The following is a 12,461-nucleotide window of genomic DNA, read 5'->3' on the forward strand; positions in this document are numbered from 1 at the left end:
TCACATTCGCGGGCTAGCTCTTCTTGGCGGCTTTCTTGGCTCCTGCCTTCTTCGCCGTCTTCTTCGCCCCCGCCTTCTTCGTCCGCTTCACCGGACCGCGCGCGCGACGGTCGGCGAGCAGTTCGGCGGCGCGTTCGTCGGTGATCGACAAGACGTCGTCGCCCTTGCGCAGGCTGGCGTTGGTCTCCCCGTCGGTGACATACGGGCCGAACCGGCCGTCCTTGATCACCATCGGCTTGCCGGTCGCCGGATCCTCACCGAGTTCACGCAACGGCGGGGCCGCGGCCCGCTGACCGCCACGGCGCTTGGGTTCGGCATAGATCTTCAAGGCCTCATCGAGCGTGATGTCGAACATCTGCTCTTCGGTGGCCAGCGAGCGAGAGTCCGTGCCGCGCTTGAGGTATGGGCCGTAGCGGCCGTTCTGCGCGGTGATCTCCTCGCCGGTGTTCGGGTCGACGCCGACGACGCGCGGCAGCGACAACAGCCGCAGCGCATCCTCCAGCGTCACCGTCTCCAGATCCATCGACCGCAACAGCGAACCGGTGCGAGGCTTCGGACCCGTCGGCTTCTTGCCCTTCTTCGCCGTCGACCCGGCCTCGCCGTCGTCGGGCGGTTCGGGCAGAACCTCGGTGACGTACGGACCGTAACGACCGTCCTTGGCGACGATCTCGTGCCCGGTTTCGGGGTCGACGCCCAGCGATCGGCCTTCTTGCGGTGTGGCGAAAAGCTTTTCGGCAAGCTCGAGGGTCAGCTCGTCGGGGGTGAGGTCGTCCTTGAGGTTGGCCCGCTGCGGTTTGAGCTCGCCGGACTCACCGTCCTCGTCGGGGACCATCCGCTCCAGGTACGCACCGTTCTTGCCCACCCGCACGTAGATGGGTCGGCCCTGATCGTCGTCGAACAGCTTGATGGAGTTGATCTGTCGGGCGTCGATCTCCTCGAGGTTCACCCCGACGAGCTTCTTGAGCCCGCCCGAGCGGGCGATCGAGTCCTCGACCCCGTGATCGCCGCCGAAGTAGAAGTTGTTGAGCCAATTGGTCCGTCGCTCGTTGCCGGCGGCGATCTCGTCGAGCTCGTCTTCCATCGCCGCGGTGAACCCGTAGTCGACGAGGCGGCCGAAGTGCTGTTCGAGCAGCCCGATGACGGCGAACGCCACCCACGACGGCACCAGCGCGCTGCCCCGCTTCACGACGTACCCGCGGTCCTGAATCGTCTTGATGATCGACGAGTACGTCGACGGCCTGCCGATGCCGAGGTCCTCGAGAGCCTTGATCAGCGAAGCCTCGGTATAGCGGGCGGGCGGCGCGGTGTTGTGCCCGTCGGCGGTGAGCTCCTTGGCGTCGACGCGCTGGCCCTGCTCGAGATTCGGCAGCCGGCTCTCGGCGTCGTCGGCCTCGCCGCCTGCCTGCTCGTCGATGCTCTCCACGTAGGCCTTCAAGAAGCCCGCGAAGGTGATGGTGCGGCCGCTGGCGTTGAAGACGACCTGCTCTCCACCGACGGCGGAGCCGTCAATCGAGCGGGAGCTCGCGGTTCCGGAGATCCGCAGGCTCAGCGTCGTGCCCCGCGCGTCGGCCATCTGGGAGGCCACGGTGCGCTGCCAGATCAGCTCGTAGAGCCGGAACTCGTCGGTGTCGAGCGCACCGTGCAGCTGGCCCGGCGTGGAGAACACATCACCGGCGGGCCGGATGGCCTCGTGCGCCTCCTGGGCGTTCTTCACCTTGCGGGTGTACTGCCGCGGCGACGGATGCAGATACTCCTCGCCGTAGAGCTGACGGGCCTGATTGCGGGCTGCTTCCACCGCACTCGCCGACAACGTCGTCGAGTCGGTGCGCATATAGGTGATGTAGCCGTTCTCATAGAGCCGCTGCGCGATGCTCATCGTGCGCTCCGAGGAGAACCGCAGCTTGCGGCCCGCCTCCTGCTGCAGCGTCGAGGTCATGAACGGCGCGTACGGCCTGCGGGTGTAGGGCTTCTGCTCGACCGAGCTGACCGCCAGCTGCGCCCCGCGCAAACCGCCCGCCAACGCCGTCGCCGCGGCCTGGTCCAGCACCAGCACCTCGTCGGGCTTTTTCACCTGGCCCAGCGAGTCGAAGTCGCGGCCGGTGGCCACGCGGCGCCCGTCGACCGTGTTCAGCTTGGCGGTGAACGTCGGCGGCGAGGCCTGCGGGTCGGAGACACTGGCGTCGAGTTCGGCGGTGACGTCCCAGTACCCTGCGCTGCGGAACGCCATCCGTTCGCGTTCGCGCTGCACGATGATGCGCGTTGCCACCGACTGCACCCGGCCGGCCGACAATTTCGGCGCGACCTTCTTCCACAGGACCGGGCTGACCTCGTAGCCGTACAGCCGGTCCAGAATGCGGCGTGTCTCCTGCGCGTCGACCAGGTCGTTGTCCAGGTCGCGGGGGTCCTCGGCGGCTGCGCGGATGGCCGGTTCGGTGATCTCGTGAAACACCATCCGCTTGACGGGGATGCGGGGCTTGAGCGTCTCGAGCAGATGCCAGGCGATCGCCTCGCCCTCGCGGTCGCCGTCCGTGGCCAGATACAGCTCGTCGACGTTTTTGAGCAGGTCTTTCAGCTCGGCGACAGTGCTCTTTTTCTCGGGGCTGATGATGTAGAGCGGCTCGAAGTTGTGGTCGACGTCCACCCCGAGGCGGGCCCACGGCTCGGATTTGTACTTCGCAGGCACGTCGGCGGCGTTGCGGGGCAGGTCTCGGATGTGCCCACGGGACGACTCGACGATGTAATTGGAGCCCAGGTAGCCCGCTATCTTGCGCGCCTTGGTAGGCGACTCGACTATGACGAGCCGCCGGACGCTTCCGTTACGGCCGCTGCCGCGGTCCCCATCAGCCACCTTTTACTTACGCTCCACTTCTTTGGTCACCCACAGCGCAGAATTCCGCGTCCGGCGGAGAATCAACCCTGTCGGCAACTGACAATTTCGCACCCCGCGCCAACCGACGCAAACTGACCCCCCTCCGAACAGCGGTCAGACCCGCGGCCATTCTCCGAACGCCTCCACACTGCCAGGAGGTTCCCCCACGTTCTCTACCAGGCGCGATAGCCGGCGTCGACCGCTGATCCGCAGGGCCGGGCGCGACCCGCGGGTACCGATCAGCGTCGGCGCGATTCCCACCCGCATCATCGCCGACGCGAGCGGCGAATGCGTGTCCGGTGCGTGCGGGTCCAGCCCGAGCAGATAACGGTCGGCTTCGGGTGTGCCCGCGGCCAGGGTCCAGGCCCGAAGCTCGCGCGGCCCAGGCAACCAGTTCGGCGGGACGGTCTTGACCGCACCCCGGGTCCAGCCCGCCGCGATCTCCACCAGTCTGCTGTCGACCGCGGTGCGCACCAGCGGGGTGTTCTCGTCGGTGCGGGCGATCTCGGGTTCCAGACCGGCCTCGACGATCATTTCGGCCAGCGCCTCGGCCCGCCAGTGACGGTCGACGACGACCGACAGCCGCGCACCCTGCTCGGTGCCGGAACCCACCAGGACAACCTGGCCGGGTCCGGCGAGCAGCCCGGTGAGGTCGGCTACCGCGGGGGGCACCGACTCCGCCGAGAAGAACGACAGCTGGCTCACAAATCGACAGTAAGCCAGGTACCGGCCTCAGCCGTGGCGGCCGTGCCGAAGCGCGCCGGAATAGCGAACACCCCGCGGCGGTCGGTTCTCGACGCTCGCGGGGTGTTGCCTTTCGATCGTGCTGGTCGCGCTAGACGGCCCGAACACCGGTGGCCTGGGGCCCCTTGGGGCTCTGGCCAACCTCGAACTCGACCTTCTGGTTCTCCTCCAGGGTGCGGAAGCCGCTGCCCTGAATCTCCGTGTAGTGGACAAAAACGTCAGCGGAGCCGTCCTCCGGGGCGATGAAGCCGAAGCCCTTCTCCGCGTTGAACCACTTCACAGTTCCCTGTGGCATTTCCTGTTGTTTCCTTCTCTTATTCACCGGGTGCGGTCCACCGTGTTTCGGTACACCGGGCCCGTTCCGACCGCTCTCCTTCGTGGAAGCTCGGAACTCAACCCGACCTACAACCCTCGCAGGAACCGCGATCGCAACGTCGATCCTGCGAGTGCTAATACACGAACACAGAAGCTGCGACCGCGATAAGTCAATCACGTTCGTGGCTGCGGCGACAGTCTCGGCGTTTCAAATGGGGAACAATTCGCCTAAAGAGGTCTATCGGGAAGGATGATCGATGGCTGATTTCGGCCGCGAGCTGCTCGCGTGCGCGGTCGAAGGCACGGTTGCAGGCGGCCCGAATCCGCTGCGCCACGTCGCAGATATCCCACCGCGCCGGGGTCGCCCGATGGGGTGGCCATGTTGGGCCGACCCAGATGTGGTGCGGGCGTTCGTTGATCGGGGCATCGAGGCCCCGTGGTCACATCAACTGGCCGCCGCCGAGCTCGCTCACGGTGGGCGCCATGTCGTACTGTGCACCGGCACGGCGTCGGGCAAGTCGCTTGCCTACCAGTTGCCGATATTGACAGACCTGAAGGCGAATCCGCGGTCGCGGGCGCTGTATCTGTCGCCGACGAAAGCGCTCGGCCACGACCAACTCCGGTCGGCGGTGGCGCTCACCGAGGCGGTGGGGTTGTCCGACGTCGCACCGTGCGCCTATGACGGCGACAGCCACAGCGACGTGCGACGGTTCGCGCGGGAACGGTCGCGCTGGATCTTCTCCAACCCCGACATGATTCATCTGTCACTGCTGCGCAACCACGCCCGGTGGGCGGTGTTCCTGCGCAACCTGAGCTACATCGTCGTCGACGAATGCCATTACTATCGCGGCATTTTTGGTTCGAACGTGGCGATGGTGCTGCGGCGGCTGCTGCGGCTGTGCGCCCGCTACTCGCCCAGCGGCGGGGTGCCCACCGTGGTCTTCGCCAGCGCCACGACGGCCTCGCCGGCCCAGACCGCCTCCGAACTGATCGGTCAAACGGTCGCCGAGGTCACCGAGGACGGGTCACCGCAGGGTGCCCGCACCGTCGCGCTGTGGGAGCCTCCGCTGCTCGACGACGTGGTGGGGGAAAACGGGGCCCCGGTAAGGCGTTCGGCGGGAGCCGAAGCCGCCAGCGTGATGGCCGACCTGGTCGCCGAGGGCGCCAGGATGCTGACGTTCGTGCGGTCGCGGCGCGGTGCCGAACTGACCGCGTTGGGGGCACGGGCGCGATTACAGGAAAGAGCGCCCGATCTCGCCGACCGGGTGGCTTCGTATCGCGCCGGTTATCTGTCCGAAGACCGCCGCGCGCTCGAGCGCGCGCTGACCGACGGCGAACTGCGGGGACTGGCGACGACGAACGCGTTGGAGTTGGGTGTCGACATCGCCGGTCTGGACGCCGTTGTCCTCGCCGGGTTTCCGGGAACCGTGACATCGTTCTGGCAACAGGCGGGCCGCTCGGGGCGGCGCGGTCAGGGCGCGCTGATCGTGCTGATCGCCCGCGACGATCCGCTCGACACCTACCTGGTACACCACCCGTCGGCACTGCTGGACAAGCCGATCGAGCGCGTCGTCATCGATCCGACCAACCCGTATGTGCTTGGGCCACAACTGCTCTGCGCTGCTGCCGAACTTCCGCTCACCGATGCCGAGGTGCGGATGTGGAAGGCCGAGAACGTGGCTGCGGCGCTCGTCGACGACGGCCTGCTGCGGCGACGGGCCAACGGTTACTTCCCCACACCCGGAATGGACCCGCATCCGGCTGTCGACATCCGCGGGTCGTCCGGCGGTCAGATCGCGATCCTGGAGGCCGGCACGGGACGCATGCTCGGCAGTACCGGGGCGGGCCAGGCGCCCGCTTCTGTCCATCCCGGAGCGGTGTATCTGCACCAGGGCGAGACCTATGTCGTCGACTCCCTCGACTTCGAGGACGGCGTGGCCTTCGTGCACGCCGATGACCCCGGTTACACCACCACCGCGCGGGAGGTCACCGACATCGCGGTCACCGGGCATGGTGAGCGAAAGACGTTCGGCGCGGTCACTGTTGGGCTTGTCCCTGTTTCGGTGAGCAACACGGTGACCGGTTACCTGCGCCGACACCTGACGGGTGAGGTGATCGACTTCGTCGAACTCGAGATGCCCACCCGCACACTGGACACCATGGCCGTGATGTGCACGATCACACCAGAGGCCTTACAGCACAACGGCATCGAATTGCTGCGTGCGCCCGGTGCGCTGCATGCCGCAGAGCACGCCGCGATCGGGCTGCTGCCGTTGGTCGCCAGTTGCGATCGTGGCGACATCGGCGGTGTGTCGACGGCGGTCGGGCCCGTGCAGGGGCTGCCGACGATCTTCGTGTACGACGGCTACCCCGGCGGTGCGGGTTTCGCCGACCGCGGTTATCACCGGCTCACCACCTGGTGGGCCGCGACGGCCGATGCGATCGAGGCGTGTGAGTGTCCGGCGGGCTGCCCGTCGTGCGTGCAGTCGCCCAAGTGCGGCAACGGGAACGATCCGCTGGACAAGGAGGGCGCGGTGCGGGTGCTGCGGTTGGTGTTGCGCGAGATATCCCAACGGTCCGGCTGAGGGTGTGGCAACCGCTGGTGCAGCACACCGAATCGTGGGCACGCGCGCCGGTAGGGTGGCCCTATGACCCACGACTGGCTGCTCGTGGAGACGCTGGGCAGCGAGCCCACGGTGGTCGCGCAGGGCCGTCGAACCCAGAATCTGATCCCGATCGGTGCCTTCCTGCGGCGCAATCCGCATCTGATGGCGGTCCAGACGGCGATTGGCGAAACGGTGCGCGCGCATCAGGGCTTGAGCAGCATCACCCCGAAGAACGACCGTGTCATCCGCACGGAGGTCGTGCAGATGACCGACGGCCGGATACATGGCGTACACGTGTGGATCGGGCCGCCCGACATGGAACCCCCGGAGCGCCCGGTGCCCGGGCCGCTGGTATGGAACCTCGACACCGGCATCGCCACCGGCACCCCCGAATCGCTGGCCAACAGCGGGTGGGAATCGCCTCAGGAACCGACGCATAACCGAACTTTCGCCGACGACCTGCCGATGCGTGAACTCAACCCCAGCGAGGCCAAGGTGTTGACCATGGCGATCAAGCGCGAGCCCGGCACCGCGTTCTGCAGCACCTGGGACGTCACCGACCACCGCGGCGAAGCGATCAGCGTCGGGTTCGTGACGCGGGCGGTGCTGGAATCCGACGGCGACGGACCGGATCGGCTGCTGTGCCGAGCGATGAACTGGCGCAGCGAACGCGAGCAGGAGCGCCCGGAACAGGATCACCTCGCCCAGCGGATCCTCAACGGACTGGCCCAGCCTGGTGTGCACCGCGCCTTGGTCGACCCGACGAACTGGACCTTGTTGAAGTGGCTCGACGACCCGGCCCCGTTCTTCGACTGGCGGGTCAGCCTGGCGGGCGAACACGCGGTGCATCCCGACGACCGCGCCGAGATGGAGCGCATGGCCGTGGATTTCAGGACCGGTATCGCGTCCGGTGTACTGCGGATGACCGGCGTTGGTGGCCAGGAGTGGGCACCGGTGCACGTGACAGTGAACCGGGTCGAACTCGACGACGACGTGTATGCCGCGCTCGCGACGCTGCGCCGCCCCAATGACACCGAGTTTGCCGAAGCAGGCCGACGCACTTCCTAGGTGCTGACATCGGCCGGGCCCGCGCGGGCCACCGCACGCGCAGTGCCCACACCGAAGCGGCCCAACGCGACCGGAACGTCGACGGCAACAACGATATCGACTTCTTCGACGTCGCACCGCGCCATCTCGGCATCCATGGCATCGGTGACCGCGGCCGCCCATGAGCACGCTTGATCGCCACCGGCCGCAATCCGGTGGGCGGCGGCCAACGCGCCCAGGTCTGCGGCCGCCTGTGCGCGGTGTCGCGCCGATACCGCCACACCGAGGTAAGCGGCACCGATGGCGATCGCCACCACGATCGCGATCATCGCAGCGGCGATGAGGGTGGCCGAACCCTGCTCAGCCCGAACCCGGTTCCACCGCGGCCGTGGCTCGCGCCTCGACGGCGAACCCGGGCAGTATCGGTGACCGCGCGCGGACGGTGGCGGTGACGAACTGTCCGTCGCTGCGGGTAGCGATGGAGGCTCCCTCTGGCGCCAAATCGCGGGCCGTCGTAGCGCTGTCGTGGCCGCGGGCGGCGAGGCGTGCGGCCTCGCGCGCGGCGTCGACACACCGGATATGCATCGACACCGCCGTGAGTCCGCCCAGACACACGACGAGGACGGCGACCAGCGCTGCCACCGCGAACGCCGCTTCGACCGTGGCGCCGCCACGTTCACCGGTCAGACGTTCGTGTTGAGAGCGCGGCTGATGATGTTGGTCAACGCACTGACGATCGAGTCGCCGGTGACGACCGTGTAGAGGATCGCGCCGAACGCGGCGGCCGCGATGGTGCCGATCGCATACTCGACGGTCGACATTCCCTCGTCGGCGACGACCAGCAGCGTCAGCCGCGTCTGGAGCGCTCGAATCCTGTTGCCCTTCAACTTTTCTCCCCACTCGTTGTCCTTCATAGAATCCCCGACTGCAGCACGTCTGCGGCCAGCCCCGCGACGACCGGAATGATGCCCAGGCAGAAGAACGCCGGCAGGTAGCACACCCCCAACGGGCCTGCGATCAAGACCGAGGCGCGTTCGGCCGCGGCGCGCGCAGTGTCCGCCGCTTGGTCGCGCGACCGGCTGGCCAGCGCGCTGACCCCTTGGGCGAGGGCGCTTCCCGAGGATGCCGACCGCCGTGCCAGCCGCAACAATGCGTCGACGCTGCGATCGCCCTCGGGTGCAGGGGCCCACGCGGTCGCAGGATCAGCGCCCAGGGCAAGCAGATCCGCGGCACGGACCAATACTCGGGCCACCGTCGGCGGTGCCGAGGGCGCCGCGGCTGACGCAGCGCCGGCCACCGCCATACCCGAATGAAGGCAGGTCGCCAGCACGTCGAGCGCCGAGGCGAACGCCAGAGGATCGTTCGCCTGGATTTTGTGGTGTGACTTCGGATTTGGTCTGTGGGCGGTCCGCACACGGGCTCGGCCATCGGTGCCTGCGAGAAGCGCAGCGATCGCGAGAAGCAGCGCGGCAAGCGTCATCGGACCACCCCGCCGGTGATCCGGTCCGACCACACCAATCCCAGACATGTCAGTGCCGCACCGATGGCCAGGAGCCATTGTCCCGTCGACAACAGGAAGCGCAGCGGATGGGCGCCGATCAACTCGCCGAGTCCGATGCCCAGCAACGGCAGGACGGCGAGCACGGTGGCGGTGGTCCGCGCACCGGCCATACCCGCGCTCACTTGAGTCGAGAACCGTTCCCGCGCAACGATATCGCGGTGCGCGGTATGCATGAGCGTCGCGATGGCGAGGCCATGCGACTGAGCCAGATTCCAGCAGACCGCGAGCCGCTGCCAATACGTCGGCAGCGCCGACCGTCGTGCCACACTGAGCATCCCGGCGGCGACATCGCCTCCCATCCGCGCCCTGGCCGCCACCGTGCGCAGTGCTGCCGCGACGGCACCGTCGGCCTCGTTGGCTGCCGTGTCGAACGCGGTCACCGGATGGGCGCCGATCCGCAGCTCCCCGACCAGGACGTCGAGCGCACCCTCCAGTGCGGCGGCCTCATTCGTCCGCTGCCGCTCTCTGCGCCGGCGCCGGCGGCGGGCTTCGACGGTGGCGGCCGCGATCACCGCCGCCACTACGACACCGAGCGGCGCAACGATCATCAGGGTGACGAGGACGGCCACCAGCCATAGAGGCGACGGGAGCCGTATCGCCCGGCGGCGTGAGCGTGCCAGCGGTGTGCGCCGCCGCGGACCTGGTGCGGTGAGAATCGCCAGCGCGAGGGCCAGCGCAGCGACGCTCACGAGCCACCCCGCTCACGGATCAGATCGTCGAGCCGCTGTGCGCCAGGGCCGAAACCGTGCCCGAGACGCCACGCCGTGGAGGCACGGACCGGGCCGTCGGCTCCGGCGGTCAACACCGCGATCTCGTCGAGTCGGCGCAGGCCCGTCCGGTCGCGGCCGACGTGGATCACCGCTTGGACCGCGGCGCCGAGTTGGCTGTGCAACGCCGCCCGGTCGAGCCCACCGAGCGCCGCCAGCGCCTCGAGGCGCGCGGGCACCTCTGTCGGGCTGTTGGCGTGCACGGTTCCGGCGCCACCATCGTGACCGGTATTGAGCGCGCCGAGCAGATCGACGACCTCAGCGCCGCGTACCTCACCGACGACGATGCGGTCGGGCCTCATCCGTAACGCCTGCCTCACCAGGTCCCGCACCGTCACCTCGCCCGCGCCTTCGACGTTGGCGCAGCGCGCCACCAGCTTCACCAGATGCGGATGAGGTGGCGCGAGTTCCGAGGCGTCCTCGACGCAGACGATGCGTTCGATCGGGGGAACCGCGCCGAGCAGGGCGGCCAACAGGGTGGTCTTGCCCGCCCCGGTGCCTCCCGAGACCAGGAAGGCCAGCCGTGCGCACACGACGCCGTGGAGGAGGACGGCCGCGGCCGGTTCGATCGCGCCGGCGGCGGTCAGCGACGCCAGGTCCTGCGTCGCGGGGCGCAGCACCCGCAGCGACAGACACGTTCCCGCGGAAGCGATCGGCGGCAGGACCGCGTGTAGACGCACCGTGAACGCGCCGGTGCCGAGCCCGGTCAACTGGCCGTCGACCCATGGCTGCGCCTCGTCGAGGCGACGTCCGGCGGCGAGCGCCAACCGCTGCGCGAGCCTGCGCACGGAACTGTCGTCGGGAAAGCGAATTCCGGTGCGGCGCAACCCGTTGCCGTCATCCACCCACACCGCGTCCGGCGCCGTGACCAGAACATCGGTGGTGTCGTCGGCCGACAGCAACGGTTCGAGCACGCCCGCCCCGGTCAGCTCGGTCTCCAACAGGCGTAGCCCGCTGAGCACTTCGCTGTCGCCGAGCACACCACCGGACTCCGCGCGGATTGCCGCGGCCACCACCGTCGGCCGCAGCGGTGTCGATTCGGCCGCGAGCCGCTCGCGGACTCGGTCGATCAACGAGTCGCTCATGCGGCGATCGCAGGATGTTGTTGCAGAATCGTCAACACCTTGCGCGCCGCGCGGCCCAGCGGCGACCGACGACCGATCCGCAGTCCGCCCCGCTCGAGGGTGACCGCCATACCGGGTTGCGGACGCATCCCCGCCAGCAGCGGCAACCCGACGATTTCGGCGACCTCCGCCGACCGCAGCCCGCCCGGTGCCGGACCGCGCACGACCACACCCGAGTTCGGATTGAGCGTCGACACCCACCGGGCGACCGCGTCGGCCGCCGCGCACGAACGTACGTCGGCGGGTGTCACGACTACGGCGAGATCGGCGGAGGCCACAGCTGTCTCGGCCGCCGCGGTCGACCGCCTCGGGACGTCGCAAACGACGGTCGCACCCCCGCGACTGCCCGCGTCGATCACGGCACCGAGCGGTACGGGGTCGACGTCGCAGCCGACCCGGCTGCCAGACAGCACGGTCACGCCCCGTACGCGCGGCAACGCATCCCGCAGCGCCGCGTAGCTCAACCGCCCGCCCTGCAGCCGCAGATCCGGCCAGCGCAGCCCGGATTCGGCTTCACCGCCCACGACGAGATCGATGCCGCCGCTCCACGGGTCGACGTCGATCAACAACGCCTCGGGTGCGGCCAGCGCCAGCGCGGTCGCGAAGACCGATGCGCCTGCTCCACCGCGGCCGGCGATGACGGCCGCCACCGCACCGCGACGGCCCGCCTCGTGCAGCCCTTCAGCGGCCTCGGCCAACTCCGCCATCAACTCGTCGTCCTGCTCGGGCAGGGTGAGGACCCGCTGGGCACCGACCTCGATCGCCGCCTGCCAGTCGGCTCCGCGGGGTTCGACGCGGCCCACCAGGACGACGCGCGTACGTCGCGGCAACGCGCGGGCCACGCACCGGCGGGCGCCTGTGATGTCGAGCACGACGGCGGCCGCCTCGGTCCAGACCTTGCGGCTGGAGGGCTCCGACGCGTGGACGACCGGTACACCCGCCGCCGCACACACCCGGTCCACGTCCTCGCGAAGTGCCGGGTCGGCGATCAACGCGAGGTATCCACTCGATGAAGCCACCCTCCAACCCTGTGGCCTGGGCTTGCGACGACGCTACCGCTGACGCCTCATCTGTGGATCAACGCGATCTTGTGAATGACCCAGGTAAGAGTCGGCAAACGAAAACGGCGTTCCGCAACCACTGTGAATGGCAGCACATATCCGGATTGCGAAAAGTCCTGAAAAAGGGACGACCCCCGCCAGGGGGGGAGGAGGCGGAGGTCGTCGTGTATCAGCCCCGGGGGGTCGGGCTGATGCACACCCGACATAAGCCGGGTAAGGCTCACTATACACACGCCAGTCGGCTTCGGCGCAAGTGCTGCGCGCTGAGAAAAGTAGCCCGATCTGCGGAAGTGTCCTGTCTCCGACACCTGTCATAACCTGCCACTTTGTACACTCTCCCGGCGATTGTCACGCGCGGGCCCCTATG

11 protein-coding genes and 1 pseudogene are annotated in these 12,461 nt (G+C 68.5%); 2 read left to right on the plus strand and 10 right to left on the minus strand.

What is annotated here, in order from left to right:
* Window positions 1–13 precede the first annotated feature (13 nt).
* From topA to AU192_RS20360, 3 genes are all read right to left on the minus strand, one after another.
* The gene (gene topA, locus AU192_RS20350) at window positions 14–2,848 is read right to left on the minus strand and encodes a type I DNA topoisomerase (protein WP_064399313.1); all 2,835 of its coding nucleotides are present in this window, start codon (window positions 2,846–2,848) and stop codon (window positions 14–16) included.
* A 135-nt stretch (window positions 2,849–2,983) separates the two neighbouring features.
* Window positions 2,984–3,574, minus strand: coding sequence for a hypothetical protein (locus tag AU192_RS20355; RefSeq protein ID WP_064399314.1), 591 nt, complete (start codon window positions 3,572–3,574; stop codon window positions 2,984–2,986).
* Between the two features lie 130 nt (window positions 3,575–3,704).
* Window positions 3,705–3,908 (minus strand): cold-shock protein, encoded by a 204-nt coding sequence (locus AU192_RS20360; RefSeq protein ID WP_006243848.1) that lies wholly within the window; start codon window positions 3,906–3,908, stop codon window positions 3,705–3,707.
* Window positions 3,909–4,185: 277 nt separating this feature from the next.
* Between AU192_RS20360 and AU192_RS20365 the strand changes: the two genes are divergently transcribed.
* Window positions 4,186–6,513, plus strand: coding sequence for a DEAD/DEAH box helicase (locus AU192_RS20365; RefSeq protein WP_064399315.1), 2,328 nt, complete (start codon window positions 4,186–4,188; stop codon window positions 6,511–6,513).
* A gap of 63 nt (window positions 6,514–6,576) precedes the next feature.
* Entirely contained in the window at window positions 6,577–7,602 is a 1,026-nt protein-coding gene (locus AU192_RS20370; RefSeq protein ID WP_064399316.1) for a PAS domain-containing protein, read from the plus strand.
* Here the strand turns inward: AU192_RS20370 and AU192_RS20375 are convergent.
* The 7 genes and pseudogenes from AU192_RS20375 to ssd all read right to left on the minus strand — a co-directional run.
* Window positions 7,599–7,931 (minus strand): annotated as a pseudogene (locus AU192_RS20375) (Rv3654c family TadE-like protein); the annotation flags it as partial. The gene AU192_RS20370 and the pseudogene AU192_RS20375 sit on opposite strands and share 4 nt — an antisense overlap.
* Before the next feature lie 10 nt (window positions 7,932–7,941).
* Window positions 7,942–8,223, minus strand: coding sequence for a TadE family type IV pilus minor pilin (locus tag AU192_RS20380; protein WP_242656983.1), 282 nt, complete (start codon window positions 8,221–8,223; stop codon window positions 7,942–7,944).
* A 41-nt stretch (window positions 8,224–8,264) separates the two neighbouring features.
* Window positions 8,265–8,495: a DUF4244 domain-containing protein gene (locus tag AU192_RS20385; protein WP_064399318.1), complete on the minus strand. Its 231-nt coding sequence runs from the start codon at window positions 8,493–8,495 to the stop codon at window positions 8,265–8,267.
* Window positions 8,492–9,061 (minus strand): type II secretion system F family protein, encoded by a 570-nt coding sequence (locus tag AU192_RS20390; protein ID WP_064399386.1) that lies wholly within the window; start codon window positions 9,059–9,061, stop codon window positions 8,492–8,494. The genes AU192_RS20385 and AU192_RS20390 overlap by 4 nt, the downstream gene beginning before the upstream one ends.
* Window positions 9,058–9,831: a type II secretion system F family protein gene (locus tag AU192_RS20395; protein WP_064399319.1), complete on the minus strand. Its 774-nt coding sequence runs from the start codon at window positions 9,829–9,831 to the stop codon at window positions 9,058–9,060. Before AU192_RS20395 ends, AU192_RS20390 begins: the two co-directional genes overlap by 4 nt.
* Window positions 9,828–10,994 (minus strand): TadA family conjugal transfer-associated ATPase, encoded by a 1,167-nt coding sequence (locus AU192_RS20400; protein ID WP_064399320.1) that lies wholly within the window; start codon window positions 10,992–10,994, stop codon window positions 9,828–9,830. Before AU192_RS20400 ends, AU192_RS20395 begins: the two co-directional genes overlap by 4 nt.
* On the minus strand, window positions 10,991–12,052 hold the full coding sequence (gene ssd / locus AU192_RS20405) for a septum site-determining protein Ssd (RefSeq protein ID WP_064399321.1): 1,062 nt from the start codon (window positions 12,050–12,052) through the stop codon (window positions 10,991–10,993). Before ssd ends, AU192_RS20400 begins: the two co-directional genes overlap by 4 nt.
* Window positions 12,053–12,461: the final 409 nt, after the last annotated feature.

It is taken from the genome of Mycobacterium lehmannii, assembly GCF_001499925.1.
Taxonomy (GTDB): Bacteria; Actinomycetota; Actinomycetes; order Mycobacteriales; family Mycobacteriaceae; genus Mycobacterium; species Mycobacterium lehmannii.